18 protein-coding genes are annotated in these 16,577 nt (G+C 64.4%); 7 read left to right on the forward strand and 11 right to left on the reverse strand.

Features of this window, described 5'->3' with window-relative positions:
- Nucleotides 1-16 precede the first annotated feature (16 nt).
- Complete coding sequence (locus D3D01_RS02510; protein ID WP_121511124.1) at nucleotides 17-1,672, forward strand: histidine kinase N-terminal 7TM domain-containing protein; 1,656 nt, start codon at nucleotides 17-19, stop codon at nucleotides 1,670-1,672.
- Nucleotides 1,673-1,690: 18 nt separating this feature from the next.
- Here D3D01_RS02510 and D3D01_RS02515 read toward each other — a convergent pair whose 3' ends face one another.
- From D3D01_RS02515 to D3D01_RS02525, 3 genes are all read right to left on the reverse strand, one after another.
- Nucleotides 1,691-1,969: a ubiquitin-like small modifier protein 1 gene (locus tag D3D01_RS02515; protein ID WP_101349376.1), complete on the reverse strand. Its 279-nt coding sequence runs from the start codon at nucleotides 1,967-1,969 to the stop codon at nucleotides 1,691-1,693.
- Between the two features lie 109 nt (nucleotides 1,970-2,078).
- Entirely contained in the window at nucleotides 2,079-3,860 is a 1,782-nt protein-coding gene (locus tag D3D01_RS02520) for a TrkA C-terminal domain-containing protein (protein ID WP_121511125.1), read from the reverse strand.
- Nucleotides 3,857-5,137 (reverse strand): potassium channel family protein, encoded by a 1,281-nt coding sequence (locus D3D01_RS02525; RefSeq protein WP_121511126.1) that lies wholly within the window; start codon nucleotides 5,135-5,137, stop codon nucleotides 3,857-3,859. The genes D3D01_RS02520 and D3D01_RS02525 overlap by 4 nt, the downstream gene beginning before the upstream one ends.
- A 29-nt stretch (nucleotides 5,138-5,166) precedes the next feature.
- On the opposite strand from D3D01_RS02525, the gene D3D01_RS02530 reads away from it, so the two are divergent.
- Nucleotides 5,167-6,375, forward strand: coding sequence for an NAD-binding protein (locus D3D01_RS02530; RefSeq protein ID WP_101349373.1), 1,209 nt, complete (start codon nucleotides 5,167-5,169; stop codon nucleotides 6,373-6,375).
- Here D3D01_RS02530 and D3D01_RS02535 read toward each other — a convergent pair.
- Together D3D01_RS02535 and D3D01_RS02540 are read right to left on the reverse strand one after the other, a co-directional pair.
- Entirely contained in the window at nucleotides 6,372-7,886 is a 1,515-nt protein-coding gene (locus D3D01_RS02535; RefSeq protein WP_101349372.1) for an HPP family protein, read from the reverse strand. The two genes, D3D01_RS02530 and D3D01_RS02535, sit on opposite strands and share 4 nt — an antisense overlap.
- Before the next feature lie 87 nt (nucleotides 7,887-7,973).
- Entirely contained in the window at nucleotides 7,974-8,699 is a 726-nt protein-coding gene (locus D3D01_RS02540) for a nucleoside phosphorylase (protein WP_121511127.1), read from the reverse strand.
- 86 nt (nucleotides 8,700-8,785) lie between these two features.
- On the opposite strand from D3D01_RS02540, the gene D3D01_RS02545 reads away from it, so the two are divergent.
- On the forward strand, nucleotides 8,786-9,007 hold the full coding sequence (locus D3D01_RS02545; RefSeq protein WP_101349370.1) for a hypothetical protein: 222 nt from the start codon (nucleotides 8,786-8,788) through the stop codon (nucleotides 9,005-9,007).
- Nucleotide 9,008: 1 nt separating this feature from the next.
- Here the strand turns inward: D3D01_RS02545 and D3D01_RS02550 are convergent, their stop codons facing one another.
- A complete protein-coding gene (locus tag D3D01_RS02550) occupies nucleotides 9,009-9,485 on the reverse strand; it encodes a hypothetical protein (protein ID WP_121511128.1) in 477 nt (158 codons plus the stop codon).
- A 152-nt stretch (nucleotides 9,486-9,637) separates the two neighbouring features.
- Here D3D01_RS02550 and D3D01_RS02555 point away from each other — a divergent pair, with 152 nt between their 5' ends.
- Nucleotides 9,638-10,051 carry a hypothetical protein gene (locus tag D3D01_RS02555; protein ID WP_121511129.1) on the forward strand — a complete coding sequence of 138 codons (414 nt, stop codon included), beginning with the start codon at nucleotides 9,638-9,640 and terminating at the stop codon, nucleotides 10,049-10,051.
- Between the two features lie 6 nt (nucleotides 10,052-10,057).
- Here D3D01_RS02555 and D3D01_RS02560 read toward each other — a convergent pair whose 3' ends face one another.
- Nucleotides 10,058-10,894 (reverse strand): DUF63 family protein, encoded by an 837-nt coding sequence (locus D3D01_RS02560; RefSeq protein ID WP_101349367.1) that lies wholly within the window; start codon nucleotides 10,892-10,894, stop codon nucleotides 10,058-10,060.
- Nucleotides 10,895-11,053: 159 nt separating this feature from the next.
- Here D3D01_RS02560 and deoC point away from each other — a divergent pair, with 159 nt between their 5' ends.
- Together deoC and D3D01_RS02570 are read left to right on the forward strand one after the other, a co-directional pair.
- Nucleotides 11,054-11,749 (forward strand): deoxyribose-phosphate aldolase, encoded by a 696-nt coding sequence (deoC, locus tag D3D01_RS02565; protein WP_101349366.1) that lies wholly within the window; start codon nucleotides 11,054-11,056, stop codon nucleotides 11,747-11,749.
- A 50-nt stretch (nucleotides 11,750-11,799) separates the two neighbouring features.
- The gene (locus D3D01_RS02570; RefSeq protein WP_121511130.1) at nucleotides 11,800-13,083 is read left to right on the forward strand and encodes a tRNA (N(6)-L-threonylcarbamoyladenosine(37)-C(2))-methylthiotransferase; all 1,284 of its coding nucleotides are present in this window, start codon (nucleotides 11,800-11,802) and stop codon (nucleotides 13,081-13,083) included.
- A gap of 42 nt (nucleotides 13,084-13,125) precedes the next feature.
- Here the strand turns inward: D3D01_RS02570 and D3D01_RS02575 are convergent, their stop codons facing one another.
- The 3 genes from D3D01_RS02575 to D3D01_RS02585 form a co-directional block, all read right to left on the reverse strand.
- Nucleotides 13,126-13,512 (reverse strand): DoxX family protein, encoded by a 387-nt coding sequence (locus tag D3D01_RS02575; protein WP_101349364.1) that lies wholly within the window; start codon nucleotides 13,510-13,512, stop codon nucleotides 13,126-13,128.
- A gap of 33 nt (nucleotides 13,513-13,545) precedes the next feature.
- The gene (locus D3D01_RS02580; RefSeq protein WP_101349363.1) at nucleotides 13,546-14,460 is read right to left on the reverse strand and encodes a cation diffusion facilitator family transporter; all 915 of its coding nucleotides are present in this window, start codon (nucleotides 14,458-14,460) and stop codon (nucleotides 13,546-13,548) included.
- Nucleotides 14,461-14,538: 78 nt separating this feature from the next.
- On the reverse strand, nucleotides 14,539-15,075 hold the full coding sequence (locus D3D01_RS02585) for an HIT domain-containing protein (RefSeq protein ID WP_121511131.1): 537 nt from the start codon (nucleotides 15,073-15,075) through the stop codon (nucleotides 14,539-14,541).
- Between the two features lie 243 nt (nucleotides 15,076-15,318).
- Between D3D01_RS02585 and D3D01_RS24460 the strand changes: the two genes are divergently transcribed.
- A complete protein-coding gene (locus D3D01_RS24460) occupies nucleotides 15,319-15,516 on the forward strand; it encodes a hypothetical protein (protein ID WP_004518623.1) in 198 nt (65 codons plus the stop codon).
- A 159-nt stretch (nucleotides 15,517-15,675) separates the two neighbouring features.
- Here D3D01_RS24460 and map read toward each other — a convergent pair whose 3' ends face one another.
- A complete protein-coding gene (map, locus tag D3D01_RS02595) occupies nucleotides 15,676-16,572 on the reverse strand; it encodes a type II methionyl aminopeptidase (RefSeq protein ID WP_121511132.1) in 897 nt (298 codons plus the stop codon).
- Nucleotides 16,573-16,577 lie beyond the last annotated feature (5 nt).

The raw sequence follows: 16,577 nt of genomic DNA on the forward strand, positions 1-16,577 counted from the left end.
TCCATACCATAGGTAGATGAATCTGATCGGGAGCTCTCCGGCATTTCTCGCGTACGTCGCGGCATACGCCCTCGCGGCAGTCGGATGCGGTGTCGGGCTCTACAGAGCAGCTCGCATGGAAGACCCGGATACTCGCCGCGGGATGGTCGGACTCCTCCTCTGTAGCGGCGGCTGGGCGGCGCTGCAACTCGGCTTCCTGATCACGCCCGGGACGCTGGGATACGCGTTCTACCTCGGCAGCCTCGTCGTCGGGCTCGCGACGATCGGCGCGTGGCTATACTTTTGCTCGGCGTACACCGGGCGGGCATTCCACCGGAATCGACTGTACCGTGCGGTCGCTGTCAGCGTGTATCTCGCTGTCGTTGCGGTAAAGCTGACCAATCCGTTTCACGGGCTCTATTTCGCCACGCAGTTCGCTTCCGACCCGTTCCCGCACCTGGCAATTACACACGGCGTGTTTCACTGGGTGGTGACAGGGCTCTCGTACGCGCTCGTCACTGTCGGCTTCTTCATGCTGTTCGAACTGTTCCTCGAAGCGGACTACGACACCCGTCCGCTCGGGGTTCTTGTCGGGATTACAGCGCTGCCGGTCATCCTCGATATCGTCGGGTACGTCAGCGACCTCCTCCTCGATATCAACCACGAACCGCTCGGTGTGGCACTGTTTGCGCTCGGTGTCCTCTACGTGTACGACGAGGCGTTTCTCGCCGTCCAGTTGACCGATGGCGTCGACGAAGCGGTCGTGTATCTTGATGATGACGGCTATATCAAGGAGGCAAACGGCAAGGCACAGCGGCTTTTTCCGGCCCTGTCCGGGAGCCGCGGACAGAACCTTGAGACGGTGCTGCCAGCCGTCACCGAAATACTGCAAACGGACGAGCAGATTCTCGAACGAAACCGTGGTGGCGGAGCAGAGTACTACCTCGTCAGCGACACCTCGTTTTCGCTGGGACAGGTCAATATCGGTCGGATGCTCGTGTTCACCGACGTGACCGAAAGCGAACGGCGTCGCCGCGAGCTTGACAGACAGAACGAACAACTGGAGGGGTTCGCCACTGCAATCAGACACGAGCTTCTGAACACGCTCCAGATAATCACCGGTCGTGTCTCCGTCGCCGGCAACGCTCTGGACCGCGGCGAGGTGGACCTGGCAAGAGACTCTCTCCGGTCGACATCCGAGACGGCCGAGCGAATGTCCGAAATCGTCAACGGGCTCGCGACGCTGGCTCGACATGGACAGACAATCGACGAGACGACGGCTGTCGACCTCAGACCAATCGTCGACGGGGCTTGGGAACGTGCTGACACCAACGGCCTCACGATGGCGGCCGACGTAGAGGGACAGGTCATCGCCGACCCGACACGCCTGCGAGACCTCTTCGAGAGCGGGTTCACGTTCGCGGCACACAACGACGCGTCGACGGTCACGGTCAAACGGGAGGCTGACGAGATCGTCATCACCGATGACGGCACCCCGGCGGGCGAGACAGCGTCGGACGCTTTTTTCGAGTACGGCGGCGCGATACCGGACGCTGCGGCCGGGATGACGCTCCCGAACTTGCGGATGCTTGCACGGACCCACGGCTGGGACGTAACACTCGATACTGAATATCAGGACGGCGTCCGTATCGTCATCTCGAATGTGACAGTGGCAGGACCGCCGGAAAACTGACCCGGCCACAAATCCGTCTCAACCGCCGCTGACCGGGGGGAACAACGCAAGTTCCGTCTCCTCGTCGACTGCCGTCGCCAGCCCATCGCCGGTAGCAAAGGGGTCTTCGCCGTCGACGAGCACCCGGATGTGGTCGGCCAGCTCCTCGTTTTCGTCGAGCACCTCCTCGGCGAGCGCCGGTCGGGCCGCGAGCAGCGCATCGAGCGCTGTGCCGACCGTGGCGTCCGCCTCGATATCGACGCTGACCGACTGGCCGTCGGCTGCGTCCCGGAGGTGTGCGAACAGTTTCCACTCCATAGCCGTACTCCGGGCGTCTGGCAAAAGAGGGTTCCGGACTGAGGTGTGTCCGGTCGGTTCGGAGGCAGGAGACAGACAGCGTGCATCCGGCGGTACCGACACTCGAAATTCAGTCTCGGTCCTCCGAACCGTCACCAGCGGTCGGTTCGTCGTCTGCGCCGTCTCCGTCCCCGGTTGGCGCTTCGGAGTCCGTCGAGTCGCTGTCGCCGGCCTCGGCGGACTCGTCGTCAGCCTCGCCGATCCGCTCTTCCGGGTCCCACACCTCGACGGTGTCGTCGGCGTCGTCTGCCGGCACGTCGTCGAACGCTTCCTCGGCCGTCAGGTCGTCGCCTGGCTCCTCCGTGTCGATGTTCCGGAGTGCCTCCAGCGGGTCGTCGGGAGCCTCGTCGCCAGTCTCGGTTGTCCTCTCGCCAGCGCCGGCATCAGCCAGCGCAGACTCAGCCGCCGCATCTTCAACAGCGGAGTCTGCTGACTCGTCGGCAGTGTCGACCGTAGTCGTGTCCGTGCCGGCGTCGGTCGCGGCATCGGCAGCAGTCTCGACCGCGTCGACATTCTGCGCGCTGTCGGCAGCCGAGACAGCAGTCGCGTCGTCCGCCGTTGTTTCCGGTCGGTCCGCTCGCTCGTTCCGGGGGGCAGAGTCAGACGCGCTTGACTGTCCGTCCCCGTCAGCCGCGCCGTCGTCCGGTTCGTCCGCCACAGCCGATGTCGTGGCCGTTTCGCCTTCCGTGGCCTGTTCCAGCCGCCGTAACGCGTCCGGGGTAGCGATTGCGTAGATTGTGTCACCGGCCGCGAGGACGCGTTCGCGGGACGGGATTGTCTCCGGCGCTGTGTCGTCGCGGGTGATCGCGACCACTGACACTGCTAGACTGCCGACCGGCGCGCCGTCGAGCATGCTCCCCGGTTCGACGGCGGTGGTGCCCATTGTCTCGTCGGCCGCACGGAGCAGCGAGGCGAACTCACGGTCAGAGCGGTCCTGCACCGGGAGCGTGACCAGTTTGTACTCGGTCTGGGGGTCGAGTTTCGGCGTGTCGGCGGCGTCGATAGCGACCGTCACCACGTCGTCTGCGACGCCACGGAGTTCCCCGGTGAGTACGCGTTTCGATGGCGCTTGCTCCCAGACCTGAACGAGGTCGCCGGCGCTCGCAGCGTGGGCCGGGTCAGCCCGGAGTGCGACGGCGTTCGTCGATGGTGGCAACGTCGGCCCGATACCGGCCGCCCGCGAGCCGATGGCGAGGTAGTCGACGTTCCCGTCGTCGGCCAGTTCGACGTCCACGTGGCCAACGCCGTAGTCGGTTTTGAGCCGGCCAACCAGCCGCTCCCGGAGTTCGTCTTTCGTCAGCCGCCGCGGGAAGAGAAAGCGGCGGTCAGCGAGCGTCTCTTTTGTCTCGTCGGGCATCGGGTCGTAACCGATGATATCGTCGATATCCTCGGGGAGACGAACCGACGTGACGCGGCCGACGGTCTGGACGATTTCGCTCACGTCGGCGTCGATGTTTCGGCCGCCGGTCGCGGCAAAGAGGTCGACACCCAGCCGGTCTCCGATGCGCATCCCGCCGTAGGCCCCGACGCCGCCGGCGAGGAACGCGGCGAGGTTCAACAGGACCGCCCCGGCCGCCAGCACGTCCTCACGCTGGGCGATGACCTCACTGAGCGCGGTCGTTGCGCCGATGACGAGGACGACCGCAGTCAGTCCGAACAGGACCGCTAGCCCGGTCTGAATGCGCTCACGGACGTACCAGCGGTAGAAGACGGCGATAGCACCAGCTGGCGTCGCGGCGAGAATCGTAATAGCGAGGAGCCAGACGACACCCTCGACCAGCGCCCGTGACACCGTCCCCAGTTGCAGGTTCGCACCGACCTGTGCGAGCAGTGTCGGGCCGACCAGCATCATGCGACCGCCTCCGCGAAGGCATCGAGGTCGGTTCGGCGACCAATCGCGTACAGTTCGTCGCCCGCCTCAACGGCTGCCTCGCCGCGCGGTGCGACTTGCCAGCCGTCCGGCGTCCGGATGGCGACGACAGCAACGTCGTAGGCCTCCCGAACACGGGCGTCCCGGAGCGTTGTCCCGTCAAGCGGGCCGTCGGTGCGAACCGTGAGTCGGCGAAAGCGGTTGCCGGCTCGCCGGAGAAGGGAAATGAGTTCGTACTCCCGATGTGTGCCACGGGGTTCGACCACGACCTTTGGCCGGGCTGAGCGCAGGAGCGGTTGGACATCCGTCCGGGTCACGGCGACGGTGAGTCGCCCCTCGCCACCGTCGGTCGTCGGGGCCCGGACCGGCGTCGGAGTTGGCTCGGTGTCGGCGATTTCCGGTTCCGTTGGCGTCTCGGCGGGCGTCTCGTCGGCCACCGGGTCCGACCGGGCACTGACGACAGTCCCCCGTACCTGCGCGTCCTCAGTCAGCACTGTCACCTCGTCGTTGCGGGCCAGACCGGTCGGCAACAGCGCCTCAACCGAAACGGCGTGGCGATTATCGCCCACGCGCTTCGACAGCCCCGAAAACGGCGGCGCGGCGACGACCGTCGCCCGCCCCTGCTCGTCGATTGAGACGGCGGCGTCACCGAGGTCGAACTCGGATTTCAGTCGCTCTTCCATCCGGCGTTCGAGTTCGCCGATGCGGAGGTCGGCCGGAAACCGCCACTCCTCGTTTCGGATGTCGGCACGAAGCGGCTCCGAAAGCGGCGGATACCCCTCCATATCGGCCACGTCGCCGACAATACGAATACGGACCTCGTCACGGCCACCGACGAGTTCAACCACGTCCGCGGAGAGTTTCTTTTCGCGTAGCCCCTGTAAAGAGAGTCGCTTCGGGAACGTCGCCCCGAGCTGGTCGCCCTTGCTGTGTGCGTACAGCGACACCATCCCGACGAGGATGATTGCAGTGATCACTCGTTCGGCGTTGGGGGCCTCCGTAATCGACTTATCAGCCAGTGCCATGAGGCCGCCGCTGACGCCGGCAAGTGCGATTGCCAGCACGACAACACCGAACCCCGGCACGGTAATGCCGGTAAAATACTTGAAACTGAACCCCAGCGCCCACGACACGAGCGCCGGTATCACTCCCACCAACAACCCCAGATAGATCCCCATCAACACCTCGACCGGGAGCGAAGCCATGTCCACATCCTGCGTGGCCGGTAGTAAATCGCTTCCGGCCCGCGGACAGTACATTTACACCGACCGATGTAATCTGGATGGGTATGGACAGACCGCGGGACTGGCTGGGAGCGCGCGCGACAATCCTCTTGCCGGTGTTGGTAGCGGTGCTGTCGTTCGTCACTGGTGTGGTCAATATCAGTGCCGTGTCGATCAGCGGGCCGCTCGGGGACCTCATTCCGCGCAGCATCCAGCGCACCGCCGGGTTCACCGGCGCACTCACGGGGTTCACGCTCCTCGTCAGCGTCGTTGGACTCCGCCGTCGCCTGCGAATCGCGTGGTACGCGACCGTCGTCTTGCTCCCCGTGGCAGCGGTTCAGGGGCTGGTACAGAACTCCGCGGTGTCGATTCCGTTCGTCGGGTCCGTGCCGAGTTCGGCGGTTTCGATTCCGCTTGTCGCCCTCTCGCTGCTCTCGCTCCCGACGATGCTCCTGAATCGACGGCGGTTCGACCGACCGATCGACCTCTCGACGGCGCAACTGGCCGCGGGCGCGGCGCTCCTCGGCTCGCTCATGTACGGAACGGCGGGGTCGTACGCGCTCCGCGATGAATTCACCAACCTTTCGACGGCGACTGATGCGTTCTATTACACGCTGGTCACGGCCAGCACTGTCGGGTACGGCGATATGACCCCACAGAGCCAGCAAGCGAAACTGTTCGGCATGTCCGTGGTCGTCCTCGGAACGGCCAGTTTCGCCATCGCGCTGGGGTCGCTGCTGGGACCGGCAATCGAAAAACGGCTTTCGGAGGCACTCGGAAACATGACTGACGCACAACTGGACCTGCTTGAGAACCACGTACTGGTACTCGGCCACGGCGACCTGACGGAACCGATTATCGAAGAGCTGACCGGCGAAATCGAGTTCGTTGTCATCACGCCGGACACGGAGACGGCCACCCGGCTCCAGCAACAGGACATCGCCGTCCTGACTGCGGACCCGAGCGACGAAGTACCCATGCAACGGGCCGGTATCGAGGACGCCGCGGCGGTCGTCGCGGCGACGAACGACGACGCGCAGGACGCGCTGGCGATACTGACGGCCCAGACGCTCAATCCGACGGTCAACATCGTCGCCGCGGCGACGGACCGCGAAAACATTGAAAAGCTTCGGCGAGCGGGCGCGGACACGGTCATCAGCCCCGCAGTACTGGGCGGCCACCTCATCGTCCAGTCCGCGCTGGGCCGCGAGGGGATGGAGAACATCGCCGACCACCTGCTCGACGTGAACGACGAGGACGACGCGGAGATTTAGGCTCGACCGCGGTCGACGATAGCGACATCCGTTTCCACGTCCTCCAGCCGTTCGAACGTCGGTGGGGAGATGAACCGCGACGCCTTGCTCCGGTCGCGGCTTGCCCCGATCATGACGAGGTCGTACTGCGACGCCGTATCGGACAGAAACGTCTGGATATCCGTCCGCGGAACCCGCGTCTCGAACGCGCCCTCGTACGGTTCGATGAGGTCCGCAAGCATCTCTTCGGCCCGGCGGCGGTCCCCACGGGAGCCGATACAGGTCGCGACGGCGACCCGCCCGCTCCGGCCGGCCAGTCGTGTGGCGAAGTCGACCATATTGTGAGCCACATCGCTGACACTACGGACGGGGACGATGACCTGTTTCCAGCGGGTCCGGTCGCTCCGGGAGCGGTGGACGACGACGTCGCTTTCACTGCGGAAGAGCCGCTGTAAATACGGCGTCAGCGCCCCGTGTTGGCTTTCGTAGGGTGCGACAATGAGGTCGCAGTTGGTTTCGGCCGCAGTCTGCAGCGTTGTCTTCGCCGGCGACCCGTGGTCGCTCGCGACGACGACCTGACAGGAGACGCCCGTCCGCGTCTCGATCCGGTCGGCGTGGGTCTCCAGCCAATCGATCTCCGCTTCGAGGTCCGTCTGCTCGGGCGACGCCGGGGCGGTTGCCGGGTCACCGCCGTCGCCAACCGGGCGGGTTTCTGCCGACGCCGGCTCGCCCCCGTTCTCGGACCGGATGTCAAGCTGTATCGTGTCCCGTGTGAGGGTTTGCTGGGCCGTGGCGGCGTCGCTGTCCGAAACCACGTCCAGCAGGACGACTTTGCCGGCCTCGTGAGCGGCCGCGAGTCGTGCGCCCAGCATCGCTGTCTGTCCCGCTGCGTCGCCGCGCATCGGGACCAGAACGTGGTCGTCACCGGACATCGACTCGTACAGGTACGTTGCTCGCTGTTCGTAGAACTGCTCGCGCCAGATGACAAAGAGGACTGCCACGAGCGAACTGGCGAGGAAGACACTGGCGACGAACGTCGCCTGCTGGCTCGGTTCGACCAGCAGTGCCAGCAGCGCGGTCGAGTACGACGACGGCTCCTCGATGTCCAGCGGCCAGGTGACTACGCCAGTGGCGAAGACGGCGAGGCCGGCACCGAGCGCGTTGACGCCGAACTGGCCGCCCGGCGCTGTGAGATAGCTGTTCGAGACTGCGAGTGCACCCAGCCCACAGACCGCGCCGATGGTGAGGCCCGCGACGAACCGCTTCGGGTCGGAGTACTTGCTCGTCGGGTCAACAAAGAGCGTGTACGACCCCGCCGCGAGCGGCGGGAACAGCAGGAAACTCAGTCGTGGAACGGCGTTTGCCAGCGTCGTCACCAGCACGATAGCGAGCGGGACGAACACCAGCATAGAGAGGTGAACGAGGTTTTCCGTCACCTCGGCCCACCGCCTGAAGTCCTGCAGTTCGCGGCGCTCGACCCGCCGGAGTCGCCTGACCGCCGCGTGGAACCACTTCCGGAACTGGTCGAGCATACAGGTTCCCACGGGAGAACATCTGTTAAGCCCTCCGCCGGGAAGTTGCGGGGTTAGCTGCTCGTGCGGAGTCAACAGCGGCGGTGCCTACAGCGACGCGGCCGCCGTCAGACTAATTTCGATAGCGCGCTCGACGTTGTTCTTGGCTTTCTCGGGGAGTTCCTCGTCCTCGGTTTCGCCCTTCTGTGTCCCCTCGACGAGGTTGCCGTCGACGGTACAGATAGCGCCCGAGCGCAGGCCCTTGCGACGACACAGCGAGAACAGCGCGGCGGCCTCCATCTCGACGGCCAGCAGACCGGCGTCCTCCCAGTCGTTGATATACTCGTCCGTCTCGGCGTAGAAGGCGTCGTCCGTCGCAATTGGACCGACGTGAACGTCCTCGTCGTTCGCCTCGGCGGCGTCGACCAGCGACGAGAGCACCTCGTAGTCGGGGACGGCCGGGACGGACTTGGATTCGTAGCGCTGGGACGTGCCCTCGTCCTTGGCAGCGCCGTTGGCGACGACCATATCGCCGATTTCGATGCCTTCCTGCAGCGCGCCGGTCGTTCCGACGCGGATGAGCGTCTCGACGCCGACTGCTTCCAGTTCCTCGACGGCAATGGCCGTCGACGGCGACCCGATGCCGGTCGAACAGATGGTGAGCTCGCGACCGTCGTATGTCGCGTTGACGAGTTTGTACTCGCGGTTCTGTGCGACGACTTCGTGGTCGTCACAGAGGCCTGCGATGCGGTCGACGCGTCCGGGGTCGCCCGGCACAAGCGCGATGTCTGTCAGGTCACCCGGTTCGACGAGTAGATGCGGCTGTTTCGCCATACAGGCCAGTCGCACGGAACTATTTAGTAGTCAGTGAATTCACGTCGGTCGCAACAGTGAGGTAGGACGCCCGATAGAGGGGACGTATGGCAGACGATATCTCGCTGTTCGACAGACGGATGCGAGGACCGGCGGGTATCGCTATTGTCGCCGGAGTCGTCCTCGGGCTGCTGACTGGCTACACCGTCGGCGCGGGAACGCCGGACGGCCCCTCGTGGACCCTCGTCGTTCCGTTCGCGCTGCTTGCCACCGTCTTCCTGTATCTCGGGGCCTACAGGAACCTCTCGAAGCGGGCCGGGGACACGTAGCTTACAGCCAGGTGACGAGCACCGGGACGAACAGCGCAAGCGCTGTCCCAAAGATGAACGCCGTGAGTGCCCACTGTCGGATAATCTCGTCAGCGGTGTCTCGAACGCTGCCGCCGAAGCGAGGCATGGCGATGCGAGCGAAAAAGTAGTAGATGAACGCGGAAACGCCCGCAACGCCAGCGATGTGCGGTAGCAGCGGGACGCCGTTGAGCGAGACTGCCATCGGAAGCACGGACGAGAGGCCTGCAACGACCGCGCCGTAGAGCAGGGTCGCAACGAGGGCGGTGCCGTGATGCACGACGGCGGCGAGGGGCCGGCTCACCGCGGCTGGGTCGGCGCGAGTAAGTCCAGCCCCAGCGACGTACGCCGGCAGATACCCCTCGTCCTGTGTCACCATCGGGATGTTCAACAGCAGGCCGACGACCGCACCGGCGACGACACAGACAGACGCCCATTGCGTGATGGGGTAATCAAGCACATGTCTCTCTTGCTCGCGATGCCCATGAGGATTGTGTCATCCGGTCATGGCGACTCGACCGGAGAGAGGCACCCTCTGGGTTCAGTTCACCTAACATAGTACACCACGATAATATATATGTCGTCGTGTGAAAAAATGTTATAAGTTACACCATGACACAGCAACGGTACCAGAACGGAAAGCGGGTGATAAGACGCTGGGACGACGTTTTCAAGGCCGTCAGCGCCGAGCCGCGCCGGCAGCTAATCGTCGCATTGTTAGATGCCCCGCCTGACGCGACAGTCCCGCTCCCCGAGAGTGCAATAAACCCTAATGTCCCGCAGGATCCGGAGATTCTGCGGCAAGAGCTGCACCACTGCCACCTGCCGCTGCTGTCCGACTATGAGTTCATAACGTGGCAAAAGGAGCCACTGGTTGCCGGTCGTGGCCCGCGGTTCAGTGAGGTGGCCACTGTGTTCGAATCGCTGCAATCGAATGCGACGGATCTTCCAGATTCACTCGTGTTCGGGTGTCAGCGGCTCGAACGGGAACGGCAGGAAGGATTCGGCGATTCGGTGCCGGAGTAGCCCCACTCAGACCGGGCTGAACAGGAACAGGACAATGTTGTTCGTGGCCGGGCCGATGCCAACGGCGGTTACGAGCGCGAGCAGGAGACTCGCTTCGATGGGTTCCTCTTCGAGATAGTCGTCCAGCAGAAAGACGACCGCAACCGCCACGAGCAGTTTGACGAACACGAACAGCCAGCCTTTGCCGAGATACGGCGCTGTGGGGAGCGTGCCAGCGAACTCCATGATGCGGGCCGGGATCGGCGTTCGTTCCGTGATGCCGATAACATCAGCGCCGACCGCCGTCGAGACGCCGTCGAGCATATGCGCGAACACGACCGTCGGGGCCGCATACCGCATCCGAACGACCACCGGTGTCCGCCACAGCGCGACCGCAAGCACCGTCACGGCAGTAACGACGGTTGCGACGACGACAGCAACAGTTGGCCAGATGAGTCCAAGCAGGCCGGACTCCAGTGCCATCACGACAGCGATGACAAGCAATACCGTCAGAAATCCGACACCGATGTACCCCAGATTCCGTGATATCGTCTCGCTGTGGCCGCGTCGGACGCTGAACAGCGTCAGCGTGATCCAGACGAGAGCCAGCGTGACGAACGTCGTGAGATACACCGCCGGCGCGCCGAACAGCGGTGCGACCACGGGCCTGTAGGCGTCAATCGGTGGCTGATGGAACGCGTGGAGCGCGCCGCCGAGGGCCATCCACGGCGTCAAGGCGACTACGGTTCGTTGGTCGATCGGTGGTTCGAGGGCGTACAACAGCGCTGTCACCACGAGCGTGCCCGCAAGCAGCGCCACAGTGTACTCAAGCGGCGGGAGCGCTAACCCCGAGGGCAGTACCATGTCCCCCACGCCGACTCCGATGAGGGAAAACCTTCCGAACGAGGCCGACGATACCGTCGCAGCCTGAGCGGCAATCATCGAACACGAGTACGGCACGACAGTAGCTCCACCGTCCGCCGCCCGCCGTCTTTACGTGGGCACCACGTGTCACCCCGCGGTATGGACGAGATACCAGACCGCATCGAGCATACAGTTCTCGGTCCGACGACGACACCGAACGACGTACGAACCTGCCTCGACGAGGCGCTCCAGTACGGAATGCGGGCGTGCATCCCGCCGTGGGCGCTCCCGCTTGCGACCGAGTACGCGAACGTCCCGCTTACGGCCGTCATCGACTTCCCGCACGGCCAGGGTCAGACCGACAGCGTCTGTCAGGCGGCCAAACTGGCCTGGGACGCCGGAGCCGACGAACTGGATATGGTGTGCAACGTGGGCTTGCTCAAGGCCGGCGAGGACGACGCCGTCCGGGACCACATCACTGAGGTCGTCGCCAGCGTCCCAGTTCCGGTGAAGGTCATCGTCGAAGCGCCGCTGCTCTCCGACGAGGAACTCGAGCGGGTCGGGCAACTCGTTGCAGACGCCGACGCTGCCTACCTCAAGACCGCAACGGGGTTCAGCGAGGGCGGCGCGACGGTCCACGACGTGGAGATTCTCAGCAAGTACCTCCCGGTGAAAGCCAGCGGCGGCGTCGGGTCGTGGGCCGACGCCAGGGCGATGTTCGAGGCCGGAGCCGAGCGAATCGGGGCCTCCAGCGGTGATACCATTGTTCGGGAGTGGCAGGCCGAAACGGCGGGTGAAACCGTGACCGAACCAGAGGCAGACCCGGACGACACAGACGCAACCGACGGCTACTGACCGGTCCAATCCGTCGCCCTTTTGCCGTCCTGGCGATAGTATCTGGATGAATGGCCCGGTATCACATCGAGACGTACGGGTGCACCTCGAACAGAGGTGAGACCCAGCAAATCGAGCAGGCGCTCCGGGAGGGCGGGCACCACCCCGCTGACGGGCCGGAGTCCGCCGACGTGGCGATCCTCAACACCTGCACGGTGCTTGAGAAGACCGAACGCAACATGCTCGCACGGGCCAAAGAACTCGATAACGAAACCCCGGCGGACCTCGTCATCACGGGCTGTATGGCGCTCGCACAGGGCGAGGAGTTCCAGAACGCCGACATCGACGCCGAGGTGCTTCACTGGGACGACGTGCCCCAGTACGTCCTCAACGGCGAGTGCCCGACGATTACGCCGGACACCGAAACGGTCCTCAACGGCGTCGTCGGTATCCTTCCCATCGCCCGGGGGTGTATGTCGGACTGCTCGTACTGCATCACAAAGCAAGCGACCGGGCGGATCGAGTCCCCCTCGGTCGAGGAGAACGTCGAGAAGGCCCGTGCGCTGGTCCACGCGGGCGCGAAGGAAATCCGTATCACGGGCCAAGACACCGGCGTCTACGGCTGGGACACGAACCAGGGGACGAGCCTGCTGCCGGAGCTACTCGACCGCATCTGCACCGACATCGACGGCGACTTCCGCGTTCGCGTCGGGATGGCGAACCCGAAGGGCCTGCACGGCGTCCGCGAGGAACTCGCGGCGGTGTTTGCCGAACACGAGGAACTGTACAACTTCATCCACGCACCGGTCCAGTCCGGCAGTGACGACGTGCTGGCAGATATGCGCCGCCAGCACGCCGTTTCGGAGTATCTGGAGGTCGTCGAGACGCTGGACGACAAGCTGGACTACTGGACGCTATCGACGGACTTCATCGTCGGCTTCCCGACCGAGGAACCGGCCGACCACGAGCAGTCGATGGCGCTGCTTCGTGAGACCCGTCCCGAGAAAATCAACGTCACGCGCTTCTCCAAGCGGCCCGGCACCGACGCCGCCGACATGAAGGGGCTGGGCGGCCAGGTCAAGAAGGACCGCTCGAAGGAGATGAGCGAGGCGAAGATGGAACTCATGGCCGAGGCCTACGAGGAGATGGTCGGGCGCACCTCGTCGGTGCTGCTCGTCGAGAACGGCACCGACGAGTCGCTGGTGGGCTACGACGAGGCCTACCGGCAGGTCGTCATCGCCGACGCACAGGAGCGCGGCCTCGAAATCGGCGACATGGTCGAGGTAGAGGTCACAAGCCACAACACCGTCTACGCCTTCGGCGAGCCCGTCGAGCGGGCGCAGGTCGCGGACTGAGCGGGTCAGCAGCCCAAATTTTCAGTCAGAGCGACCGAGTGCTCAGTCGCCGCTGTAGGCTTCGCGAAGGAACGTTACCGCTGCACCGAACATCGCGAGGTTCCCGAAGAAGGCCAGGCGCTCGCCGCCACGGTCATCCGGCTCGGCGTTCCAGAAGTCGTGCATCGTCGGCGTGACGACGGCAAGGAACGTGGCAACGGCACCGGTCGAAACCCGTGGGAGCCGCCAGAATGCCGTCCCCAGCCCGCCGACCAGCATCATCCCCGAGGCCAGTGGGGCCAACAGGTCCGGCGCGGGGACACCCGCCGACTCGGCGTACTCGATTGCGTCCTCCATATCGCGGAAGTCTTCAGCGGCCTGAAGGGCCACGCCGAGGCCAAACAACAGTCGTCCGAGCGCGAGCCAGCTACGTGATGAGTCGTCACCCATATGCTATCTGATAGCACGGCAGCCACTAAAACGTCACTCCAGATCGGCAAGCCGCTCTACTTCTTCGTCGTCTTTCCACTCGCCGAGTTCCTTCGGGTCGACGTGAATGAACGCGTCGTCGACCTCCGGAAGCTCCTCGATGGACTTGATGACTGCCGTCTCGATGTCGTGGGCCTCGAACAGCGTTAGGTCGCCTTCCACCTCGATGTGAAGGCTCACGTCGATTTCAGGGCCGACGTAGTGGGCGATGACATCGTGTGCGCCGCGGACCTTCGGGTGGTCGAGCGCGCGGCGGAGGATTTCGCGCCGAAGGTCCTCCGGTGGTGCGCCGCCGACGAGATACGTGACGTTTTCCTGTACGACCTCGATGCCGGTGTAGATGATGCCGATGGCGACGACGAGTGCGGCCAGCGGGTCGGCGATGGGGTAGCCGACCATCGCACCAGCGACGCCGACCAGCGCCGCGCCCGCGGTGAGGATGTCGTTGCGGTTGTCCTTTGCCGTCGCAATGAGCGCCGGGGAGTTACGGTTCGTGCCCGCGCGGAGACAGTACCGGTAGAGGGCGTACTTCGCGACGGCCGAGAACGCGAGCACGAGCACGGCAGCCGGTCCCTGTGACACCGAGATATTGCCGGTCAACAGGGCGGTGCCGGCGTTCCAGAGGACGAACCCACCAGCGGCGAAGATACCCGCGGCGACGAACAGGGAGACGAACGGCTCGATACGTTCGTGACCGTGGGGGTGCTCGAAGTCCGGCGGGCGTGTCGTCAGGTACAGCCCAGCAACGATGACCAGCGAGTAGGCGGTGTCAGCGGCGCTGTTGATCGCCTCAGACTGGACAGCGAAGCTTCCGGTGGTGAACCAGACGCCGGCTTTCAGCAGCACGAGGAGAAGGTTGACGCCGAGAACGAGCAGCCCAACCCGTCTGAGCGTCGCGCGGCGTGACATTGCTCCCCCGTTGTCGGGCCGCCGTCAAAGCCGCTTCGACACCAGCGCAGTCTCCGTATCAACTTCCCCACGACCGCCTCAGTTGATGCGGACAGCCCCCTCGTCGGGGGTGGTCGTCCCGTCCTGTGACGCGAACGCGGCGTAGAGCCGGTCGTACGTCTCTTCGACAGCCTCGACGATGACTTTCGTGTCGCTGATGACCGGCATGAAGTTGGTGTCGCCGTTCCACCGCGGGACAACGTGTGTATGGAGGTGGTCGTCGATGGACCCACCGGCCGCGGAGCCGCCGAGGTTCAGCCCGGCGTTAAACCCATCCGGGGACAGCGCGGTTTCGAGAGCATCGAAGGTCCGCTGTTTCAGTCGGGCGTGGTCGAGCAGGGTTTCGTCGTCGAGGTCGCCGTACTCGCCGGTGTGGGTGTGCGGAATGACCATCACGTGCCCGGGGTTGTACGGGTAGTTGTTCAGGAGGACAAAGGCGTGGTCGCTTCGCGCCACGAGGTTGTTCGCCCGGTCGTCGTCCTGTGCCTGAAACGCACAGAACACGCAGTCGACATCGGAGTCTGGCTCCTCGCGTTCGACCCACTCGATGCGCCACGGCGCAAACATCTTGTCCATACCGCCAGTTGCCGACCCACCAGCAAAAACGACAGGACTGACACTCCAGAAGTGGTATATAAAGGTGTTGGCCGTTCATGCAATCTGACCGGGTTCTGTGACCTTAGCGTATCTTTTAAACATTCTCGGCTGATCTAACGTCGCCTCCGGCAAAAATCAGCTGCCGTCGGGCGATAAACAGTGCTGAACGGACCAGAACTGAGGGCGGTTTTTATACTCCCTACCCGGCTTGTATCAGACGGGATGGCAGCGATAAACGACGGCGTTGACATGGCTGAACACTGTTCAACGTGTGACCGTGAGACACCACACGCCGTACGTGTCCAGATACAGACAGAATCCGATAAACGCGAAAACGCGGCGTTTTCCCGTGAGCCGTACCGGGTCAGCGAGTGTCAGATCTGTGGCACAACCACGTCAACACGGATGAACAACGCCTGACCATCCCCACACCCCCACCCCACCGTTTCCATACGCTACGCGGTCTCTGACTGCGTGGCCCACACACCCCCACCCTTTCACACGAATTACAGAGCGGCAGCGTTGCTGCTCGAAAACAGTAGTCCGATGTCACCCGGCGGGTTCGAAGTTAGCGTCGCGCTACCGAGAGCGCGTCGTTACTTCACAGCCGTCCTCGGTGATGATGACGGTGTGTTCCTTCTGGCTGACGTACGCGCCGTCCTGCTCTTTGAGTACCGGGTAGCCGTGGACAATGTCCTGCTGTTTCAGGCGGCGAAGCGCCATCTCCGCTCGCGGCGAGTCGAGCCAGCGTGCGGCAAACGGCAGCGTGCGGTACTCCTCGGTGATCTGTTCGAGGACCTGTCGGGCCTGCCGGTTCCGGACCGACCCCTCGCGTTCGAGGGCGAAAATCTCCTCGTCAGCCCCTTCCTGTACCTTGCCGCGGCCGTCGGTAGCGAACGGTTCGATAGCGACCACGTCGCCCACGTCGAGCGTCGCGCCCTGTGCCACTTCGCGGTTCGGGATATTCGGCGACGTGTGCTGCTCCCAGTGACCGAGTCCGTGGCCGGTAAGGTTCACAACGGGGTTGTAGCCGTACCCTTCGATGACCTCCTCGACGGCCGCGCCGATCTGGCCCACGTCGACGCCAGGGCCGGCAACGTCCAGCGCGGCGTCCAAGGCCTCGGCAGGCGCTTCGGCGAGTTCGGCCTGCCCGGACAGGTCGACTGTCACAGCGGTGTCGGCGAGCCACCCGTCAACGTGGACGCCGATGTCGAGGTTGACCATCTCTTCGCCGAAGGTGGCGTCGTCGTCGCGCTCGGGGGTGGCGTGGGCCGCCTCCTCGTCGATGGAGATGTTCACCGGAAACGCCGGCTTGCCGCCCAGCTCTCGTATCTTCTCCTCGGCCCACTGTGCGACTTCGAGATGGGAGACGCCCACCTCGACGCGTTCGGCCGCCTCGTCGCGCACCTGTGCCAGAATCTCGCCCGCTTCGCGGCATTTCTCGTACTGCTCGGAATCGAAATCCACGTCAGTCATGCACG

This window comes from Haloarcula sp. Atlit-7R, assembly GCF_003666065.1.
GTDB classification, from domain to species: Archaea; Halobacteriota; Halobacteria; order Halobacteriales; family Haloarculaceae; genus Haloarcula; species Haloarcula taiwanensis.

Coding starts and splice junctions, on each gene's coding strand:
- D3D01_RS02510 (WP_121511124.1), top strand. CDS start 17: ATGAATCTGATCGGGAGCTCTCCGGCATTTCTCGCGTACGTCGCGGCA.
- D3D01_RS02515 (WP_101349376.1), bottom strand. CDS start 1,969: ATGGAGTGGAAACTGTTCGCACACCTCCGGGACGCAGCCGACGGCCAG.
- D3D01_RS02520 (WP_121511125.1), bottom strand. CDS start 3,860: ATGATGCTGGTCGGCCCGACACTGCTCGCACAGGTCGGTGCGAACCTG.
- D3D01_RS02525 (WP_121511126.1), bottom strand. CDS start 5,137: ATGTACTGTCCGCGGGCCGGAAGCGATTTACTACCGGCCACGCAGGAT.
- D3D01_RS02530 (WP_101349373.1), top strand. CDS start 5,167: ATGGACAGACCGCGGGACTGGCTGGGAGCGCGCGCGACAATCCTCTTG.
- D3D01_RS02535 (WP_101349372.1), bottom strand. CDS start 7,886: ATGCTCGACCAGTTCCGGAAGTGGTTCCACGCGGCGGTCAGGCGACTC.
- D3D01_RS02540 (WP_121511127.1), bottom strand. CDS start 8,699: ATGGCGAAACAGCCGCATCTACTCGTCGAACCGGGTGACCTGACAGAC.
- D3D01_RS02545 (WP_101349370.1), top strand. CDS start 8,786: ATGGCAGACGATATCTCGCTGTTCGACAGACGGATGCGAGGACCGGCG.
- D3D01_RS02555 (WP_121511129.1), top strand. CDS start 9,638: ATGACACAGCAACGGTACCAGAACGGAAAGCGGGTGATAAGACGCTGG.
- D3D01_RS02560 (WP_101349367.1), bottom strand. CDS start 10,894: ATGGTACTGCCCTCGGGGTTAGCGCTCCCGCCGCTTGAGTACACTGTG.
- deoC (WP_101349366.1), top strand. CDS start 11,054: ATGGACGAGATACCAGACCGCATCGAGCATACAGTTCTCGGTCCGACG.
- D3D01_RS02570 (WP_121511130.1), top strand. CDS start 11,800: ATGGCCCGGTATCACATCGAGACGTACGGGTGCACCTCGAACAGAGGT.
- D3D01_RS02575 (WP_101349364.1), bottom strand. CDS start 13,512: ATGGGTGACGACTCATCACGTAGCTGGCTCGCGCTCGGACGACTGTTG.
- D3D01_RS02580 (WP_101349363.1), bottom strand. CDS start 14,460: ATGTCACGCCGCGCGACGCTCAGACGGGTTGGGCTGCTCGTTCTCGGC.
- D3D01_RS02585 (WP_121511131.1), bottom strand. CDS start 15,075: ATGGACAAGATGTTTGCGCCGTGGCGCATCGAGTGGGTCGAACGCGAG.
- D3D01_RS24460 (WP_004518623.1), top strand. CDS start 15,319: ATGGCAGCGATAAACGACGGCGTTGACATGGCTGAACACTGTTCAACG.
- map (WP_121511132.1), bottom strand. CDS start 16,572: ATGACTGACGTGGATTTCGATTCCGAGCAGTACGAGAAATGCCGCGAA.